17 protein-coding genes are annotated in these 18,551 nt (G+C 45.9%); 9 read left to right on the top strand and 8 right to left on the bottom strand.

The window, feature by feature from the left end:
- Positions 1 to 36: 36 nt before the first annotated feature.
- The 4 genes from purH (at position 37) to MF542_RS12355 (ending at position 3,217) form a co-directional block, all read left to right on the top strand.
- A complete protein-coding gene (gene purH / locus MF542_RS12370; protein WP_247019881.1) occupies positions 37 to 1,617 on the top strand; it encodes a bifunctional phosphoribosylaminoimidazolecarboxamide formyltransferase/IMP cyclohydrolase in 1,581 nt (526 codons plus the stop codon).
- 1 nt (position 1,618) lies between these two features.
- On the top strand, positions 1,619 to 2,065 hold the full coding sequence (locus MF542_RS12365; RefSeq protein ID WP_247019880.1) for a GNAT family N-acetyltransferase: 447 nt from the start codon (positions 1,619 to 1,621) through the stop codon (positions 2,063 to 2,065).
- 50 nt (positions 2,066 to 2,115) lie between these two features.
- The gene (locus MF542_RS12360) at positions 2,116 to 2,739 is read left to right on the top strand and encodes a DUF6445 family protein (protein WP_247019878.1); all 624 of its coding nucleotides are present in this window, start codon (positions 2,116 to 2,118) and stop codon (positions 2,737 to 2,739) included.
- A gap of 88 nt (positions 2,740 to 2,827) precedes the next feature.
- Positions 2,828 to 3,217 carry a hypothetical protein gene (locus tag MF542_RS12355; protein WP_247019876.1) on the top strand — a complete coding sequence of 130 codons (390 nt, stop codon included), beginning with the start codon at positions 2,828 to 2,830 and terminating at the stop codon, positions 3,215 to 3,217.
- On the opposite strand, the gene MF542_RS12350 is transcribed toward MF542_RS12355, so the two are convergent.
- From MF542_RS12350 to MF542_RS12325, 6 genes are all read right to left on the bottom strand, one after another.
- Positions 3,196 to 3,606 carry an HIT domain-containing protein gene (locus MF542_RS12350; RefSeq protein WP_247019874.1) on the bottom strand — a complete coding sequence of 137 codons (411 nt, stop codon included), beginning with the start codon at positions 3,604 to 3,606 and terminating at the stop codon, positions 3,196 to 3,198. The two genes, MF542_RS12355 and MF542_RS12350, sit on opposite strands and share 22 nt — an antisense overlap.
- A 60-nt stretch (positions 3,607 to 3,666) precedes the next feature.
- Entirely contained in the window at positions 3,667 to 5,133 is a 1,467-nt protein-coding gene (locus MF542_RS12345) for a M20/M25/M40 family metallo-hydrolase (protein ID WP_247019872.1), read from the bottom strand.
- 113 nt (positions 5,134 to 5,246) lie between these two features.
- Complete coding sequence (locus MF542_RS12340) at positions 5,247 to 5,633, bottom strand: hypothetical protein (RefSeq protein ID WP_247019871.1); 387 nt, start codon at positions 5,631 to 5,633, stop codon at positions 5,247 to 5,249.
- 71 nt (positions 5,634 to 5,704) lie between these two features.
- A complete protein-coding gene (locus tag MF542_RS12335; RefSeq protein WP_247019869.1) occupies positions 5,705 to 6,139 on the bottom strand; it encodes a RidA family protein in 435 nt (144 codons plus the stop codon).
- A 77-nt stretch (positions 6,140 to 6,216) separates the two neighbouring features.
- Positions 6,217 to 6,870: an endonuclease III gene (gene nth, locus MF542_RS12330; protein WP_247019867.1), complete on the bottom strand. Its 654-nt coding sequence runs from the start codon at positions 6,868 to 6,870 to the stop codon at positions 6,217 to 6,219.
- Complete coding sequence (locus MF542_RS12325) at positions 6,870 to 7,622, bottom strand: alpha/beta fold hydrolase (RefSeq protein WP_247019865.1); 753 nt, start codon at positions 7,620 to 7,622, stop codon at positions 6,870 to 6,872. Before MF542_RS12325 ends, nth begins: the two co-directional genes overlap by 1 nt.
- A 263-nt stretch (positions 7,623 to 7,885) precedes the next feature.
- Here MF542_RS12325 and thrS point away from each other — a divergent pair, with 263 nt between their 5' ends.
- Complete coding sequence (gene thrS, locus MF542_RS12320) at positions 7,886 to 9,874, top strand: threonine--tRNA ligase (RefSeq protein ID WP_247019863.1); 1,989 nt, start codon at positions 7,886 to 7,888, stop codon at positions 9,872 to 9,874.
- A gap of 133 nt (positions 9,875 to 10,007) precedes the next feature.
- Positions 10,008 to 10,544 (top strand): translation initiation factor IF-3, encoded by a 537-nt coding sequence (gene infC, locus MF542_RS12315; RefSeq protein ID WP_255835586.1) that lies wholly within the window; start codon positions 10,008 to 10,010, stop codon positions 10,542 to 10,544.
- Positions 10,545 to 10,629: 85 nt separating this feature from the next.
- Here the strand turns inward: infC and MF542_RS12310 are convergent, their stop codons facing one another.
- Positions 10,630 to 12,045 carry a hypothetical protein gene (locus MF542_RS12310; protein ID WP_247019859.1) on the bottom strand — a complete coding sequence of 472 codons (1,416 nt, stop codon included), beginning with the start codon at positions 12,043 to 12,045 and terminating at the stop codon, positions 10,630 to 10,632.
- Positions 12,046 to 12,188: 143 nt separating this feature from the next.
- Between MF542_RS12310 and MF542_RS12305 the strand changes: the two genes are divergently transcribed.
- Positions 12,189 to 13,634, top strand: a complete 1,446-nt coding sequence (locus tag MF542_RS12305) for a protein kinase domain-containing protein (protein WP_247019857.1) — start codon at positions 12,189 to 12,191, stop codon at positions 13,632 to 13,634.
- A 250-nt stretch (positions 13,635 to 13,884) separates the two neighbouring features.
- Here the strand turns inward: MF542_RS12305 and MF542_RS12300 are convergent, their stop codons facing one another.
- On the bottom strand, positions 13,885 to 15,309 hold the full coding sequence (locus MF542_RS12300) for a trypsin-like serine protease (protein ID WP_247019855.1): 1,425 nt from the start codon (positions 15,307 to 15,309) through the stop codon (positions 13,885 to 13,887).
- 192 nt (positions 15,310 to 15,501) lie between these two features.
- Here MF542_RS12300 and MF542_RS12295 point away from each other — a divergent pair, with 192 nt between their 5' ends.
- Both MF542_RS12295 and MF542_RS12290 read left to right on the top strand, forming a co-directional pair.
- On the top strand, positions 15,502 to 17,070 hold the full coding sequence (locus tag MF542_RS12295) for a LytR/AlgR family response regulator transcription factor (RefSeq protein ID WP_247019853.1): 1,569 nt from the start codon (positions 15,502 to 15,504) through the stop codon (positions 17,068 to 17,070).
- A 328-nt stretch (positions 17,071 to 17,398) separates the two neighbouring features.
- Positions 17,399 to 18,535: a tetratricopeptide repeat protein gene (locus tag MF542_RS12290; protein WP_247019851.1), complete on the top strand. Its 1,137-nt coding sequence runs from the start codon at positions 17,399 to 17,401 to the stop codon at positions 18,533 to 18,535.
- Positions 18,536 to 18,551 lie beyond the last annotated feature (16 nt).

The following is an 18,551-nucleotide window of genomic DNA, read 5'->3' as shown; positions in this document are numbered from 1 at the left end:
CAGTGTCCAAACAATGTGAAGTAAGGCACAGTAAAAATGACTAAAGTCACTATCAAACGCGCTCTCCTCTCTGTTTCAGATAAAACGGGGCTTCTGGAACTTGGGCAGGCGCTAGCTGATATCGGCGCAGAAATCCTCTCCACCGGCGGCTCTGCCAAAGTTCTGCGTGATGCTGGTATTCCAGTTAAAGAAGTTGCAGACCATACGGGCTTTCCTGAAATGATGGATGGTCGTGTGAAAACACTACATCCTAAAATTCATGGTGGCCTTTTGGCGCTTAGAGATAATGATGATCATGTAGCCGCTATGGATACGCACGAAATTGGTGCGATTGATCTGGTTGCCATCAACCTTTATCCGTTTGAAGCCACAGTAGCTTCGGGCGCTGATTTCGCCACCTGCATTGAAAATATCGATATCGGTGGGCCTGCGATGGTACGTTCCGCGGCTAAGAACCACGGCTTTGTAACCATCATTACAGACCCAGCTGATTACACAGCGGTTATTGATGAAATCAAAGCTGAAGGCGGCACCAAACTAGACACCCGCCGTAAATTGGCTGCTAAAGCCTACAGCCGTACAGGTTCTTATGACGCTGCGATTGCACAGTGGTTTGCTGAGCAGAACGGTGAAACATTCCCAGACCGTATGCCGTTTGCAGGCAGCAAGGTTCAGGAATGCCGCTACGGCGAAAACCCACACCAATCAGCGGCTTTCTATAAAAACGCTGAAGACCGGCCTGGCATTGCAACAGCAACCCAGCATCAAGGGAAAGAACTTTCCTATAATAACCTCAATGATACAGATGCGGCCTTTGAGCTGGTAAGCGAGTTTGATCCATCTGTTCCAACGGTTGCTATTATCAAACATGCGAACCCGTGCGGTGTTGCGATGGGTGATACGCTTAAGAGCGCCTACGAGAAAGCACTGAAGTGTGATCCGGTTTCTGCCTTTGGCGGTATTGTGGCCCTGAACGGCACGCTAGACGCTGAAACCGCAACAGAGATTGTGAAGGTATTTACTGAAGTGATTATCGCGCCTGACGTAACAGACGATGCCAAAGCAATCGTTGCAGCGAAAAAGAACCTGCGCCTCCTTACAACGGGCGGTCTTGCAGACCCTGAGCAATCAGCAAAGATGGTTAAATCTGTCTCCGGTGGGTATCTGGTTCAGAACCGCGACACTGGCCGCATCTCTAAAGATGATCTGAAAGTGGTAACAAAACGCCAACCAACAGATACTGAGCTAACGGATATGCTGTTTGCTTTCCAGGTTGGCAAACACGTGAAATCAAATGCTATCGTTTATGTACGTGACGGCATGACAGTAGGCATCGGTGCAGGGCAAATGAACCGCCGTGACAGTAGCCGTATTGCCGCGATCCGTGCGGGTGAAGCTGCTGAAATGGCCGGGGATGCTGAAAGCCTCGCTAAAGGTTCAGTGGTAGCATCAGATGCATTCTTCCCATTCGCTGACGGCCTTCTAGCTGCAGCTGAGGCTGGTGCAACAGCTGTAATCCAGCCGGGCGGTAGTATGCGCGACCAGGAAGTTATTGGTGCAGCTGATGAAGCAGGCCTTGCTATGGTCTTCACCAGTATGCGCCACTTCCGCCACTAGTATGACCGAGCTTAACATAAGAAATGCGGATGAAGGCGACCTCGCCTTCATCCTGAAACTTGAAGCTTCGCCAAATGGTAACTTTGTACATGGCGATAACCTTGAAACACACCAACGGCAAATAGTTGATAAGGATTTCATCTATCTGATTGGTGAAGTTGGCGGCGATCGTGCCGGCTATGCCATTCTGGTAAAACACGCCGATAATATAGTTGAATGGCGCCGTATTATGGTTGCTAAAACCGGAGGCGGTATTGGCTCCCGCTTTATGCAGGAAACAATCACACATATATTCAGCACAGATACCAAAACCATCAAACTTGATGTTTATTCAGACAACGAGCGCGCACGTCATCTATATAGCAGACTTGGTTTTCAAGAAACCCATACATCACCCTGCCACCGGGATAAAAACCGAACACTGGTATTTATGGAATTATCTGCTTAAAGTGCCTTTAAAACAGGGCTATAAAAACGCTTTCGGAGTTACCTGCCAACATGAAACAATCGCTGATCATAATTGATGATTTTTTGCCAGATCCCTTCGTTCTGAGAAACGCAGCGCTACAGCAAGAATACCCAACATATGATACTCCGACCATGTTTGCGGGGAGAAACTCTCAGTACCGCCAGAAGATTAATGGTTTTGACGAAAAAATAGCAGAAATTGTGGGTGAGCCTCTCGCCCTTGTCCCCGGCAGCTCCTATCATAAATTCAGAATTGCCCTAGATGGGGAAAATGGTACCCACAGTGTACATATTGATCCCGCCCACTGGACCGTTATTCTATATCTTACTCTACCCGAACACTGTGAAGACGGCACACACCTTTACCAACATAGACCTACAGGACTAGACCATACACCTTGGTCTAAAAAAGAGTGGCAAGAAAGCAAATGGGATACACAGGATCAGGTTTGGTCAGATATTATTGAGCCTGATACCAATGATATGGATAAATGGGAAAAAACCATGACGGTCCCCATGCGCTTTAACCGCTTGATGATTTTCCGTCCTCAGCAATTTCATGATGCCGGTCGTAGCTTCGGAACATCACTGGAAAATGGTCGCTTAATCTATCTTAGCAGCTATACCAGCGTAAACGGCTTTCCCGACAAGTAAGGGCCTCTAGACTGCAGCTTTACTTGAAATTTTCCTAATAAATCCCCACTTGTTATCCTTGCAGCATCATGCGGGAAGGGGAAATATAATGGAAAGAAAAAGTCTGCCGTTTAAAATAACCGGCGCTTATGAAGGCTTCGCAGAAACCGAAGGTTTGCTACGGTTAGATAACACAAACATTACACTCCAATTTCAAACAGTAGACGCTGTTTTTGGGATGATGAAATCAGCCATCAAGAATATCTCGATCTCTATTGATGAATTAGAAACAATTGAATTTCGCAAACGTTTCTGGGGTAATCACATCTTCATGCATATCAGCAGGCTTGATTTGGCGCAGGCGCTACCCAGCCAATCCTCAAATCAGATTAAGCTGAAAATCGCACGAGGTGACAGAACATTAGCTGAGGATATGGTTCGCGCTATCAGGCTTCAACAATCAGAATATGAATATGATCAGGCTTTGAAAGCTTCCTGAAGCTCTTCAACTAGCGTTTTCAACGTGTCTTCTTCATAAGGTTTTCTAGGGTTAGCACCCCATATCGGCGCGGGCCATGCGGCATCTCCTTCAAACCTCGCAACGATATGGATATGCATCTGCGGCACCATATTGCCAATATTGGCAATATTCAGCTTATGGGCGTTCGTCAGATTTTCAAATCGCTCGGAAACAAAGGATATTTCCTTCAACAACTGCTGCTGTTGCTCTGCCGAAAGAGTATGTATTTCCCGAGCATTCTCCACCCGAGGCACAAGGTTAAGCCACGGATAATTAGCATCCTTCTGCAAGAGCAGATCACAAAGCTCAAGCTTCACAATAAAAACGGTATCTGCCGCAAGCTGCGGATGAAGCTCAAAATCTGTCATCTATATTCCTTCTGCAATATGGTGAGGGTTATGCCTCGCCATATTATCGCTTTCAAGAATTTACTGGGCCGACCTACGGATCAGATCTTCAAAATACACAACCTGTGAAACCATAGCTTCCGTGCTGATTGCTTCGTTGGTACCGTGAATTTGCTTTAAGCCGTCCGGCTCAAACACAAAAGGCATAAAACGGTACACATTATCAGCCACACTATAGTAATGCCGCGCATCTGTACCTTGCACGGTTAAGGTAGGTGCAACCGGGATAGGACCAAACACTTCCCGAATAGAAGCAGAAAGATCGGCATACCCTTCGGATGATACAGATGACATGCTCGTGGCTTCACGCCCACCAAGCTTAGTGATTTCAACACGGTCATCATTGATGATACCGCGCGCACGGTCTACCACACCATCAACGGTATCTCGCGGATGGATACGGTAATTCACATGCGCTTCACCATACTGAGGTAGTATATTGGTTTTGGTACCCGCCTGCATCATGGTAAAAGCCGTTGTTGTATGCATGAAGGCCGCAATTGTAGGGTTTTTCGAAAGCTCATTTTTCATAAGCGGCTTGGTGAGCCACATGTTTCCAATCACCAACCTATTCTGGAAGTTCATCTGGGGCGCCATAGCTGTAAACATACGCTCGAGCGTATCATCAAGCACCAACGGATATTGGTTTTCAGTAACCGCAACACCCGCAGCAGCAGCAATACTGGCAGCGGTATAATCCTTAGGTGCGCTTGAATGCCCGCCTTCTTCGGTGGCAGAGAACTTAAGAGTGACAGAACCTTTTTCACCAAGTGAGATAAGAGCAATTGGAGAGTTCACGCCAGGAATAACGCCGTCCACCATCGCAGAGCCTTCATCCACCGCCCAATCAAGCTGAACACCACGTTCCTTGAGGAGCCCTGCCATCACAGCTGCACCCTTATCACCACCTAACTCTTCATCATGGCCAAACATGAAATAGATATCTCGGTCTGGCTCAAACCCCGCCTTCACAAGCCGCTCTGCCGCCTCAAGAAGCGCCATCAACATGCCTTTATCATCCACAGCACCGCGGCCCCAGATGACGCCATTTTCATCAATTGTGCCAGCATATGGCGGGTGCACCCAATCCTTCAGCCCGAATTCTGGCACTGGCACAACATCCATATGACCAAGAAAGGCAATTGGTTTTTTTGAGCCACCTGCTTTGCCAGGCCAACGGTACATAAGCGAATAATCGCTCACCAACTCCCGTTCCATCACCCAGTGCGCCGCAGGGAAAGTTTCTGCAAGGAAAGCATGAAAGCCAGTGAAGGCTTCATGATCAGGTGCAACACTGAGACTTTGGCTAATGGTCTTAAACGTAATTGCTTTGGACAGATTTTCCGCAATCTGTGCGGTCTCCGCCTCACTTAGGGTCGGCAGAGTAATTTTCACAGGCGCTGCAGCTGGAAAAAACAGAAAGGTCCGGGAAACGGTAAAAATCACCAACCCAAGAATAATATAGAGCAGGTATCTAAGCGCTTTCATGAAATTCCCCTTCCTATGCCTTATAAAACATGTAGACCAAACCAGCCTGATTGAAAGCAGAAAAAAGGCTCTGATCTGACCAGAGCCTTACACGCAGTAGCAATGATTATTAACTAAACATCGGGTTTATCATCGTCGTCATCATCTTTCTCACGACGTTTTTCTTCTGCTTCACGGCGCTTTGCTTCTGCCTTTTCCTTTGCTTCACGCTTTTTTTCTTCAGCTTTTGCCATGGCTTCTTCGCATTTAGCTTTAGCTTCAGCATCAGCTTCTTCACCTTTGCCTTTAGCCTTTTTCTTGGTAGCCTTGCGCTTTGCTTTCATGCATTTTTCTTCGGCCTTGCGCATGGCCTTTTCCATTTTCTTACCTTTTTTACCCTTTTTGGCTTTCTTTTCATCATCAATGGAAACAAAGGTACTTTCAAAGGAAACAGCTTCTAACGGAGTACTCGCAACTAACATTCCCGCAGCAATAATACTTGTATAAATGGCAAAATTCATAGTGCACTCCTTCATCAATTGGAAAAGAACACTACCATGAAAACCAAACAATTCTAAGCTGAAGATTGAGCTTATTCTTTAAATGCCGCAATGCACTCAACTTCAACTCTCGCACCCGCTGGCACACCGCCAATACCAACCGCACTACGCGCTGGCCGGAAACCTGGTTCAAAATACTGAGTATAAACCTTATTAAAATCACCCCACTCGGCGACATCCTTTAGAAAAGCGGTGCATTTCACCACATGTTTCATTGAAGAACCATGTGTATCCACCAGCATTTTTATACGCTTCATAATATTGTGGGTTTGGGCAGTAATGCCTTCCGGCAACTTGCGGTTTTCATCATACCCAAGCTGGCCCGATAGATAGAGCGTATTACCGTGCTGCACTACTGGTGTGTAGGGCGCATTGGGATTCGCAGAAGAATGATGAACGACTTTATCGCCCGCATAAGCAGTAGTCGCGACGCCCAAACTAAGCGCTAGAATAAGTGTCTTATACATAATATTTGCCCCTCGATATCTATTATTGAGGAGACAATATCACACTCACTTCCGCATGCCTTTCACATTTAAGAGAATTAGATCGTTTTCTCTTTAAAGAGGCAGATATCTGTGAGCTTGCATTTTGCGCAGTCTGGTTTGCGGGCTTTACAAATATAACGGCCCTGAAGGATCAGCCAGTGGTGCGCGTGCAGCTTAAATGGCTCAGGAATTACCTTCATCAAGGCATCTTCAACCCGGTCTACATTCTTGCCCGGCGCGAGGCCTGTGCGGTTTGAAACCCGGAAAATATGTGTATCCACCGCGCACGTCGGCTGCCCAAACGCGATATTCAGCACCACATTGGCTGTTTTCCGGCCCACACCTGCAAGCGCCTGCAGTTCCTCAAGTGTTTCAGGAACCTGACTACCGTGCTTATCAATCAAATCCCGGCAGAGCTTAATCACATTCTCCGCTTTCGAGTTATAAAGCCCAATGGTTTTGATATATTTCTTCAGGCCATCCACCCCGAGCGCATACATTTTCTCTGGCGTGTCCGCCACGGGCCACAGGTCTTTCGTGGCTTTGTTCACACCTACATCTGTTGCTTGCGCAGAAAGCACCACAGCAACAAGAAGCGTGAATTCATTCACATAATCCAGTTCACCTTCAGGATTAGGATTATCTTCAGCGAGACGATCGAAAAACTCAAAAATCTGCTTACGGTTCAGCTTTGAATATTTACCAGCCATCAGATTTCTGCCGCCAAACCATCGACAATACGGATAAGGCGCTTCAGATCCTGATCAGAAGAAAGCCTGTGGTCACCACCCGGCACCAAGATAATCTCCACATCATCTGATGTAAGTTTATCGGCAATCACCTGCGCTGTTTGCCACGGTACGTCAGCGTCCTCTGTCCCTTGGATAAGCCGTACTGGCATATCCATTTTCAAGGGTCCGGCGATAACACGGTTATTCCAGCCATCTTCAATCAATGCTTTAGTAATGGTGTAGGGTTCATCCCCGTAATCGCACGGCCGCATAAATGCGCCTTTCGCTAGGATTTCCTCACGCTCCGCATCGCCAAAATCTTCATTCCACATACGCACAGTGAAATCAGGCGCTGCAGCGATACCTACGAACCCTTTAACACGGCCCGGGCGCGCCTTGGAAACCAGCATGGAAATCCAGCCACCCATTGAGGAACCCACAAGAATTTGCGGCCCTGCGGTGAGTGTATCCAGCACTGTCATCGCATCACGCGCCCAGATACCAATAGTACCTTCCGCAAATGTGCCAGAGGATTGGCCGTGGCCCTGATAATCGAACCTGACGAACGCGCGCCCAACACGTTTACAGTATGCTTCCAGTGCCAAAGCTTTCGAGCCTTCCATATCGCTCATAAAACCACCAAGAAACACAACACCCGGCCCTTTACCTTCATGCTTGTGATAAGCGATTTTAGCACCGTAAGCGGTTTCCAGATACTGCCGCGAATTCATAAAGTTGCTCCCGTTGGCCCTAGGAATAATTGATGCGCAAACCTATCAGGGGAAAAGGCCCACTACAACCTGCCATAACAAGATTTTGTGGGCTCGTATTTACCCTGAACGACCATCCCAGATGCAGAGTTGCTGCACCTGCCTGTAAATTTTGATGTTTTTTCAGAAAAAGCCGCATGAAAGCTATGCTGTAGCTTGACTCAGGGCCTTACGAAGGCTACCTGCAAAGCTCCCTTGTATTTTAAATAATTAGGACCTTAAAAATGAGCGATCAAGTGAGTAGCAATAATCCGGTCAACCTGCGCCTGCCAGATGGCAGCGTGCGCACGTTTGATAAGCCGGTGACGGGCACGACCTTGGCCGCTGATATTGGCCCTGGTCTTCTTAAAGCTGCGCTTGCAATTAAAGTAAACGGCGACATTTGGGATCTGTCCCGCGAGATTGAAGAGGACAGCGATGTAGCCATCGTTACCAAAAAGGATGAAGACGGCCTTGAACTGCTGCGCCACGATGCAGCCCACATCATGGCTGAAGCAGTACAGGAACTGTTTCCTGGTACACAGGTTACAATTGGCCCCGTTATCGAAAACGGTTTCTTCTATGATTTCGCACGCGACAAGCCATTCTCTGATGATGACCTTGAAGTGATCGAAAAGCGCATGCACGAAATCGTAAAGCGCAATGAAGAAATTATCCGCGAAGTATGGGACCGCGATGAGGCTATCGCTTACTTCAAGAAAATTGGTGAGCACTATAAAGCTGAAATCATCACTGACCTGCCAGAAGGCGAAGTTGTAACGATTTACCGCCAAGGCGAATGGCTTGATCTCTGCCGCGGCCCTCACCTGCCATCAACAGGCAAGCTAGGCGACGCGTTCAAACTGATGAAAGTGGCTGGCGCTTACTGGCGCGGTGACAGCAAAAACGAAATGCTGACACGCATTTACGGCACATGCTGGACAGATAAAAAAGAACTGAAAGCATACCTGCACCGTCTTGAAGAAGCAGAAAAACGTGATCACCGTAAGCTTGGCCGTGAGATGGACCTGTTCCATCTTCAGGAAGAAGCGCAGGGCTCTGTTTTCTGGCACCCTAAAGGCTACACAATGTGGCTGCAGCTGGAAAAATACATCCGCTCACGCATTCAGGAATTCGACTATCAGGAAGTAAAAACACCTCAGGTGCTTGATAGTAAATTCTGGGAGCAGTCTGGTCACTGGGCAAAGTTCCGCGAAAATATGTTCGTGGTACCAGATGAAACTCCGTCGACTGAAGAAGGCGCGCCAATCATCTCGCCAGACGCGAAACTCATGGCACTAAAGCCGATGAACTGCCCAGCGCACGTTCAGGTGTTTAAGCAAGGTATCAAAAGCTACCGCGACCTGCCTATTCGCATGGCAGAGTTCGGCTGTTGCCACCGGAATGAGGCACACGGCGCCCTTCACGGTTTGATGCGTGTTCGCCAAATGACACAGGATGATGGTCATATCTTCTGCCGTGAAGACCAAATCACCGAAGAAACTATCAAGTTCTGTGAACTGCTTGCGAGCGTATACCGTGATCTTGGCTTCCCTGAGTTCCGGGTTCTGTTGGCGACACGCCCAGAGAAACGTTCTGGAACTGACGAATCCTGGGATCACGCAGAGAAAAGCCTTGAGGATGCTCTTAAGGCAACTGGACTTGATTATGGTTTCGCACCGGGCGAAGGCGCTTTCTATGGCCCTAAGCTTGAGTTTCACCTGAATGACGCCATCGGCCGTACATGGCAGTGTGGTACGCTGCAGCTAGACCCGAACATGGCGAAGAATCTTGGCGCAACTTATATTGGTGAAGACGGTAACAAACACACACCAATTATGCTGCACCGCGCGGTTCTTGGTACACTTGAACGCTTCCTCGGCATTATGATTGAGCACTATGCTGGTAAAGTTCCAATGTGGCTCGCGCCTGTGCAGGCAGTTGTTGCTCCAATTACTTCTGAAGCGGGTGAGTATGCACAAGAAGTGTTTGATAAGATGCAGGCCGCAGGTATGCGTGTTGAACTCGACCTTCGCAATGAGAAGATCAACTATAAAGTTCGCGAGCATAGCGTGAAGAAAGTACCAGCAATTATTGTAGTGGGTAAGCGGGAAGCAGAACAGGGTACTGTCAGCATTCGCCGTATTGGTTCCAAAGACCAAACAGTTATCCCGTTCACTGAAGCACTTGAAGCTTTCACGAAAGAAGCAACAATGCCAAACGGCACTGCATAAAGAGAATATCTCCGCTGTGTTTTCAGCATTTGCAACTGAAAATGCAGCGGTTATACTGGGCGTACGCGGATAGCGCCCGAACCCGGGGTTTCATCATCCGCATATAGATATTAACAGTCATAGGAGACTTGACATACGTAAGGGGAATTTTGCGGGACCACCTAAACAGAGCGGCCCGCGCGTTAACAGAGCGATCACTTCCAAAGAAGTTCGCTTGATTGGTGCTGAAGGCGAAAACCACGGCGTTGTAACGACAGCGAAGGCGATGGATATCGCGCGAGACAGCGGGCTAGATCTCGTTGAAATCTCGCCAAACGCAGAACCCCCTGTATGTAAGGTTCTCGATTTCGGTAAGTTCAAATACGAACAGCAGAAAAAAGCCAACCTTGCCCGTAAAAAGCAGAAAACGCAGGACGTTAAAGAAATTAAGATGCGTCCGGGCATTGATGTTCACGACTATAATGTGAAACTTAAGAAAGTTCACCAGTTCATCGAAAACGGTGACAAAGTGAAGCTTACTATCCGTTTCCGTGGCCGTGAGATGGCTCACCAGGACCTAGGTATGGATGTTCTTAGCCGCGTTGCAGACGAGATGGAAGAGCATGCAAAAATCGAAGCGCGTCCTAAACTTGAAGGCCGCCAGATGATTATGGTGATTGCACCGAAATAAAGACCCGTTCTTTATAAAAGATATGAAAAAAGCCGCCCACAACAGTGAGCGGCTTTTCCTTTAGGTGCCAGTTTATGTGAGGAAACTATCCACCCCAAAGTGTGTGGAACTCTTCATCAATTTTATTGAGCCACTTGGCTATATCTCGCCACTCTGCCTGAGTAAGTTCCTTTTCCTTGCCATTTGCCGTCATCTCAATCCCAACAAGAGCTTCTCTGCCGTCCAGAAGTTCCTGCTCTTCAAAAACAATCTGCGCTTCTCCGCCAAACGGATCATAAAAAGAAAAAGTATATTCAGACCCGAAGAAACCTGGTTCCTCCCATTTCATAACCTTGAAATGTTTTGGGTTAATGCGGCACATAAATTTATCCAGCGGGATGGGGCCTTTAGGGCCTAGCACAATCATCTCAGCTGCATCTTCATCCAGTCCAAGCGTTGCTTTGGTTTCTTCGCATTCTTTCTTCTTAATTCTGGCCTTCAATCGTTCTTTCTGGTCATTGGCCGCGGCGAAAAACATAATGTAATCTCGTGGCTTATCCCTGTCACGGCGCGGGAACATTTTACTCAGCTCATTGTCGATTGCACGCACGCTATCACGTTCTGTCGGCAGGCTTTTAATATGCTCCTGATAGCTGGGCAAGCTCGCGGTCACATGCGCATTATAGGCAAGCTTAAATCCATCATCAAAGGCGCGCCATTTGCTGCTTTTGCGGCGATAATTGGCACTTTTGAATTCATCATACGATTTCTTCATCACTGCGATGTTGGTATATGTCTTTTCCAGACTATTAAATTCCTCAAGCTTTTTATCCAGAAGCTTATCCATAAGAGACACTTTAATTTCCGGCAGCTGGGCTTTTACTTCGCTTAAAAGGTTTGGGTCCAGATATTCAAAGTTTTCATGTTCCAGAATATAATCAATGCGTTCAATATTCTGGATAGATGGCCCCATCTCACCAATTTCAGCATTAATTGTTTTGAAGCGCGCCAATGTTTCATAGTGCTTGGTATAAACATCCTGCTGGTGAGCCAATATACCTTCAAATGTATTACCGTATGAATCCCGGCGTGCAGCGCTTAGCTTTCGGTTAACATATTGGTCAAACACTCGGTGTTGATTACGCAATTCATTATGGCGGCTGCGATCCCCGGTTTCTCGAGATTCTTGGAAAGCCTCTTTTAAGTCAGCCCGGTTTGTATTTCTACATTCTTGAAACTTAGCTTTTAAGGCTGTGAAATCTTCAGCCTTCCACTGATCCAGCGTTTCTCCAAAATAAGGCTTTAGCTGCTCATCACGCAAACCCCAGAGCAGGAACTTGCCACTAAAGGGCTTAGGCTGAAAACTTCTTCCGCTAAAGTTCTTATCAACCTCCATAGAGATATTCGCCCATTCCACTAAGGAGGAGCACTCAGGAATAGCAACTTCAGCCTTAGCTGCTTGCCCAACCATAATTGAAGTGCCTACAGCCACCACCATCAAACGTATTACATAATTTCTCATGAATGCTCCTCACATAGCTTCATCAATTGACGGCTGCATATTGACGAGCACTGGATTTTAAGTCTTCACGAAACTCTAACGATATTCTAACGTATTAAAAAATGATGGGGGTTACACAGGCTTACCAATAGTTTGTGTAGATAATGAGTTACCAATTTATGGCTGATGTTGAGTATCTTTACCGCTTTGGTTCTGCTGAATTTGATGAAACTTCCTTCACCTTAAAAGTCGGTGGCGAAACAAAACGCGTTGAAAGAAAACCGTTAGAACTGCTGGCACTTCTTCTTCGACACACTGATGAAGTGATGACCAAAGAAGAACTCCTCAGCACCATATGGGCTGATCAAATCACTGTCGAGAATGTGCTCGCAAACGCTATCGCAAAACTCAGGAAGGCCTTGGGTAAAGAAAATGCTGCACAGCTCAAAACCCAGGCTCGAATTGGATACCGTTTTACTGGTTCTGTTGAACGTATTGCAGCTGGCAGGAAGAAAGCCAGTGCTCTGAAACTTAAAGTCGGCGAGGCCTTATCCGGTCGCCCCCACTATATTCTCACGGAACAACTCTCTACCACACCGGGAAGAGAAGTATGGCTCGCGAGGCACCAGAAAACGGGTGAGAAAAGGGTTTTCAAATTTAGCTCTGATGGTCTTGGCCTCGCTTCTCTCAAAAGGGAAGTAACGTTATTTCGCATGCTCCAGAAAGAACTGGGAGACAACGGCAATTATGTAAAGCTTTATGATTGGAACTTTGAAACCACTCCTTTCTTTATTGAAAGCGAATATGCCGGTGTAAGTTTAAAAGACTGGGCAATCAGAACTGATCAACTGAAAGCTTTATCTGAAGATGAAAAGGTTTCACTCGTTGCAAAGATTGCACAAACCGTGGCAGACGCGCATGCCATTGGTATTCTCCACAAAGACCTGAAACCAGCCAATATCCTGATTGATGAAAAAGACGGAAAACCTTCTCCCAAATTAGTAGATTTTGGGAGTGGCGGATTAACAGACCGGGATAAAATATCAAACATTGATATTACGATGCTTGGGCTTACCATTGATGAAGCAACATCAAGTGATACAACATCTGGAACGCCGCTATATATCGCACCGGAAGTGCTCTCTGGTCAGTCACCTACCACGAAAAGTGATGTATATGCTCTCGGTGTACTTCTTTATCAGGTCTGGATTGGAAATCTTCGCAAACCTCTTGTCCCCGGCTGGGAAAATGATATCTCTGACGAGCAGATAAAAGCCGATATCAGTACAGCAGCAAACGGTAACCCTACCGAACGACTTTCATCAGCAGCTACATTGGCAGAACGATTGCGCACCCTGCAAGATCGGCGGGAGCAAGCCATTGTTAACGCGGAAAAACTGAAAGAAGTTGAAACCGCGGAGCGTATCACCCGAAGAGCAAAAGCCCGGAGGCCGTGGCTTATTACCACGGCGGCAGCAATGCTCTTTGGCATTGCAGCCAGTATGATATTTGGTTTATCAGAGCAAAAAGCGCAGGAAAGCGAAAAACAGCAACGGTTGCAAGCTCTCAAAACATACTTTATAGACCTAGCGAGGACATTGGCCTCTTAGGCTTCCCACCCAACACTGTGGGGTAATATTGTCGATCATCTCAACATCAGCTATGCGCGATGCATGCGAGTGATAATGATGAACCTAAAGGCAGATAATATATTCAAAACTCATTGATTTTCAAAGAGTCTACCAAAGGTGTTGCGTGCTTATGCAACCAACATTGTATACTGGGTATGGCACTTTCGCCAATAGCTCGCTATCAATTCCTTACCGATAGGGAAGCAAAAAATGCACTTCTGATTGCTACTCAGTCAACATATGCCTCGATGAGATTTCTTACTTTATTGTTTTTTGCACGGTCTACAGCGGTCATACCTCGATTGTTTTGTAAATTCGGATTAGCGCCATTCTCCAAGAGATATTGAAGGAAGCTCAGCTTTCCGAGATAAGCGGCGTCCATCAGAGGACTGTCACCATTGTTATTTTGAACATTTACATCGGCGCCATTTATTACCAGTTGAGTTATGAGAGCCAAATCACTGGTATCCCAACCTGCAATAGTTAAAGCCGTATCGCCTGAGTTAGTCTTCGCATTGATGTTGGCTCCTTGATCAACAAGGGTCTTTATCATTACCTTCAAATTGCGATCATTTGCATAGTTCAATATAGCTAATGCTAAAATCGGGCTTTCTGGAGAATGTAGGATTTTCTTATTTGCGACTTCATCCAGCAGCATCTGAAAATACTTTTTTCGATTTTCAAGTAGGGAAAACTCGAAAAGTGACACATCTTTTACATTTGCTTCCTCTGGTGCAACCCCTCTGGATATGAGCAACTTTGCATGCCTCACCCTGTTTAGAGCAATTGTTTGGTAGAAGGCTTCATTGATTATGGATTGATTGTTGACCACGCCATCATCAATCGCTTTTTCGAGTGCTGATATATTATTGCTTTTGATGGCATCAATGACAGCATGTTCCGGTACACTGGCGACCTCGGTGCTTTCAATCACAGACATGAGCCACGGGTACACTGATGAAACACGAGTATAATATTCCCATACCCCGTAGTGGCCTTCTGCAATTCCTTTCCCGTCTTGGTATGAACTTATACCGATTACATAGAGTTCAGACCCTGAAGCCAGGAATGCTGGGCCACCGCTGTCGCCACGTGAGCTGATCCCCTCTAAATTAGTAGCAGTTTCCGGGCTATCAAATCTAAAGCCAATAACGTGCTTTGATGTTTCAGCTACGGTGTTTGTTGCCCCGCGCTCTTTGAAGTCATCCCTGATTAGACCATCTTTGCCGTTGCCGAATGTACCTTTGCCCACAAAAACAACAGGTTTACCATTCTCTTCAGTATCTTGATAAAGTTTTGCGGGCTTGCCGTTGACTATTGGTTCTTTTAATTGAATAAGTGCGACATCATATATTTCATCATATTGTTTATCGAAATCTGGATGCACAAAAATAGACGCTATTCGGTAACTCTTGTTCAAGTGCTGAACTCTAAACAGAAATCTCTCTCGACCCGTGACACAGTGAGCCGCTGTCAATAACCAGTCCGGAGCAATTACAGTACTAGCGCATCCATTTATGTAAGCAACAGATGAAGAATATTCGGCTCCGAGTTTCAGATAGAGTTGGTCCCTTACATCATGACGTATAACGATAGCTTCAACATTAAACGTAAAGACCAGCACACCAAGAACTAGGGACAAAAAGCGTTTCATTTTAAAACCTCGTAATTTAAAAACTCTAGTTAAGCTGTATTTTGGTGGAAATTGCCGGGCAGATAATGGATGAACGATAACCAACTCAAAATACAGCTTGGGTATATGATTGACCTGATTATCTAATCTACTATGTTATTGATCGCATTATTCGGTTAGCGGTATTGATCTATCGGTGAATGGTCTAACACTATGGCAATCAATAAATTGCAGCGAACTATCGTGTTTGTTTTTATGCTGAGTATTGGCGTTGAACTACAGGCTGAAAGCACGAGCTCTGATCAAACAATAGAAATTAAGCAGGTAAGTATTTGTTCGAGTAGTCTTAATTCCAACCAAGTTTATGGCCACGATCTATTCGACTGTGAACCAACGGATGTTCGCAATATAAAACTGTTTAACAGATCAGTTTGGATAAAAGCTAATTTTACTATTCCCGAGCAGTTTCTATCAGATCGCTCCGCACTAGGCATATTTATCTCTGGCAGTGCGTCTAGTGCCTTTTATGTTAACGGCCACTTTATAGGTAGTAACGGTACGCCAGGAATTGACACAGCAACAGAAATTCCAGGTAAGATGGACGGCGTTGTCTATTTACCTAGATCGGTTTTGATAGAAGGCCAGCAAGAGTTAAAGGTGTACCTTTCAAATCATCATGATTATTTGAACCATAGAATAGTCATTCATCATATCAAGGTTGGGCAATATTCAGATCCAACAGACGCTTTGCTCAAACGGTATTGGCCAGCAATTTCAACCCTTGGGGTGTTTTTGGTTGGTATATTGTATTTTGGGATCATGTACTATCGGTCTAAAAAGCAATTGAATGCACTCATGTTGTGCCTAATCTCTTTCTTCGCATCGTTATTGCTGGTTACCAAAGTTACGCGCGGGATAATTGACTATAGTTATCCAATCCATGATATCCGTTTGATATCCATCGGTGTATCGTCGATAGCGCTGAGTATAGTGTTAAATATCTACATTCTAGTGAGATTTTACCGAAATGACTGGAAGTTACTTTCTACTATCACTGGTGTGCTCATAATTGCTGTAGCCTCATATCTACCCAGTTACGATTTAAAGTCTTACGTTTCCCTATTAATCAGCGCATTGGCGAGTATTGGCTCGCTAATATATCTCGCTACAAAGACAAACACCCAAGCCAAGACACGTAGAGCTGCATGGCCAACAATAGGTGCTTTATGCATTTTCATTGTTCTTATTGGTGTCTCTACGGAGCATTTTATAGATTTTTCACTTTTCTTCGCATTAGCGAGTTTACTCTCATTTCTATTTATTCAGCAGGCTAAGGATTTCCTGCGAGAACAGAAACAACATGAAAGTGAAAAAGCGCGGGCGAACCAGCTAGCCTATACACTCTCAAAACTTCAAAAAGCCGATAAGTTTGATAAGTTAGCCATCAAAAAGAACGGTAAAACTGAATGGATTCCGTTGGAAACGCTTCAATACTGTAGAGGTGCTGACGATTACGTCGAGCTTCACTTTGAAGATGGAAGAATGATACTTTACAAGGGAACTCTCAATCATCTTTCGAGTACTTTGCCACCGAGATACCTAAAGGTTCATCGATCATTTATAGTCAATACTGATGCTGTGGTCTCAATGACAAGAGAGCCATCAGGCAATGGTCATCTCGAACTCAAAAATGGTGTTAGTGTTCCGGTTAGCCGGCGCATAATGCCGAAAGTTCGAGAAAACTTGAGCGCTGCTAACAGCACTGAAACGAAAGCGCATTAGATCGTTGATATCAATCTTAGTACTTACGAGTTCAGTAAACGGATAGGCTATTGATTGGATATAGGCATTCATCTAGCGAGGAACTTTAGGACTGTTTTGGATATTATAAGTAAACGATAGAATGTAGGCATTTTAAAAAAGTCTACAAAGCACAAACCCTGCTCAGGCAACCAACGAATTTCTGGAAAACATACTGCTTACCGCAGATCCTCGTACACCAGGAGTAGGACCAGACGCCAGTATCCGCACTGCGCTTAATAAAGCAGCAGAAAACATCGATATCACATTCTCTGAACCTCCAGAAGTACGCGCCGGCATTCATAAAACAATGGCCCGCATTTTTGATGGGCTCTCCTCACCAGAAAAAGCCATTGCAGAATGGACAAAAACTATTGAGCTACTACCAGAGGGAAGTGAAGAAAGGCTGGATGTACGCTTTATGCGCGTCAACTCCCTGATTGAAGCCAGCAAACTCTCTGAAGCGGAGGAAGAATTACTTGAGGTGGAAGCAGCGCTACTATCTTTCAAACAACCTTCCGCCGATATAAAGCTACAAGCCAACTTCACACGTGCTCGGCTACACCTTATCAAAAATGAATTTGAAGCCGCAATCACAGCGTTTGAAGTAGCATGGGATTTACACTCCGACACTGCTCATAAAGATCCAGGGTTGTTACACACCATCAAAACAGATTTATCTCAGTGCTATACACGCCTTGGTCGCCATAAAGATGCAGTGGCACTCATGCGGAGCCTGATGACACCGCAGTATGTTTCATCCGGCCTTGTACCTGATTGGCGTATTGCCGAAGCCCAACATATTTTAGGATCTGCTATTCTATATCAAGGAGATCATGAGGTTGCTGAAGGTGAACTTCAAAAAGCCATTGATATGCTAGCGACGGTATATGGCGATAACTCCATGGAGAAATCACAAGCGGAAGGAACACTTGCGAACCTTTACGGCTCTTCAAATCGCTGGGAGGAGGCTTTACCGCTTTTGACCAATGTCCGGAAAGCTATTTGCACTAAAAGCGGCGAAGAAAACATTGCATGCCTGATGAACCTTGCGAATGAAGCGCTTGCCATGTGGAACCTTGGGGATGCGGAAGGCGCCCTACCGGGTATTCAAAGGTCCCGTACAGCCTTCGCAAACCTGATGGGGAACACTTCACCTGCCGCTCAGGTTCTCGGCTATCATCAGGTAATGGCGGAGCTAGACCTTGGAGCTTCATCATCTGCCGATGATATCGTTCCAAACTTAGATGCAGCAGCTTTAAGTGCAGCTTCCCCCGGAACAGCTTGGGAACCATTACTACAAGGGCTTGAAGCAAGGTTACTACTTCGTAATGGCGATAAAACAAGAGCAAAAGCAATGCTCAAAAGCGCCATTGAAGAACTAAAAAAACGACAATCACCAGCCACAAGTTATCGGTCATTTGAAAATGATTTAAAGGCAGATTAAAGTGCCACCTAACGGC

The sequence above is a fragment of the Kordiimonas laminariae genome (assembly GCF_023008165.1).
Lineage (GTDB): Bacteria > Pseudomonadota > Alphaproteobacteria > Sphingomonadales > Kordiimonadaceae > Kordiimonas > Kordiimonas laminariae.
This window is presented reverse-complemented; position numbering and strand designations above follow the sequence as displayed.

Excerpts from the sequence above, each read along its gene's own strand:
- purH (WP_247019881.1), top strand. The coding sequence starts at position 37 with ATGACTAAAGTCACTATCAAACGCGCTCTCCTCTCTGTTTCAGATAAA.
- MF542_RS12365 (WP_247019880.1), top strand. The coding sequence starts at position 1,619 with ATGACCGAGCTTAACATAAGAAATGCGGATGAAGGCGACCTCGCCTTC.
- MF542_RS12360 (WP_247019878.1), top strand. The coding sequence starts at position 2,116 with ATGAAACAATCGCTGATCATAATTGATGATTTTTTGCCAGATCCCTTC.
- MF542_RS12355 (WP_247019876.1), top strand. The coding sequence starts at position 2,828 with ATGGAAAGAAAAAGTCTGCCGTTTAAAATAACCGGCGCTTATGAAGGC.
- MF542_RS12350 (WP_247019874.1), bottom strand. The coding sequence starts at position 3,606 with ATGACAGATTTTGAGCTTCATCCGCAGCTTGCGGCAGATACCGTTTTT.
- MF542_RS12345 (WP_247019872.1), bottom strand. The coding sequence starts at position 5,133 with ATGAAAGCGCTTAGATACCTGCTCTATATTATTCTTGGGTTGGTGATT.
- MF542_RS12340 (WP_247019871.1), bottom strand. The coding sequence starts at position 5,633 with ATGAATTTTGCCATTTATACAAGTATTATTGCTGCGGGAATGTTAGTT.
- MF542_RS12335 (WP_247019869.1), bottom strand. The coding sequence starts at position 6,139 with ATGTATAAGACACTTATTCTAGCGCTTAGTTTGGGCGTCGCGACTACT.
- nth (WP_247019867.1), bottom strand. The coding sequence starts at position 6,870 with ATGGCTGGTAAATATTCAAAGCTGAACCGTAAGCAGATTTTTGAGTTT.
- MF542_RS12325 (WP_247019865.1), bottom strand. The coding sequence starts at position 7,622 with ATGAATTCGCGGCAGTATCTGGAAACCGCTTACGGTGCTAAAATCGCT.
- thrS (WP_247019863.1), top strand. The coding sequence starts at position 7,886 with ATGAGCGATCAAGTGAGTAGCAATAATCCGGTCAACCTGCGCCTGCCA.
- MF542_RS12310 (WP_247019859.1), bottom strand. The coding sequence starts at position 12,045 with ATGAGAAATTATGTAATACGTTTGATGGTGGTGGCTGTAGGCACTTCA.
- MF542_RS12305 (WP_247019857.1), top strand. The coding sequence starts at position 12,189 with ATGAGTTACCAATTTATGGCTGATGTTGAGTATCTTTACCGCTTTGGT.
- MF542_RS12300 (WP_247019855.1), bottom strand. The coding sequence starts at position 15,309 with ATGAAACGCTTTTTGTCCCTAGTTCTTGGTGTGCTGGTCTTTACGTTT.
- MF542_RS12295 (WP_247019853.1), top strand. The coding sequence starts at position 15,502 with ATGGCAATCAATAAATTGCAGCGAACTATCGTGTTTGTTTTTATGCTG.
- MF542_RS12290 (WP_247019851.1), top strand. The coding sequence starts at position 17,399 with ATGGCCCGCATTTTTGATGGGCTCTCCTCACCAGAAAAAGCCATTGCA.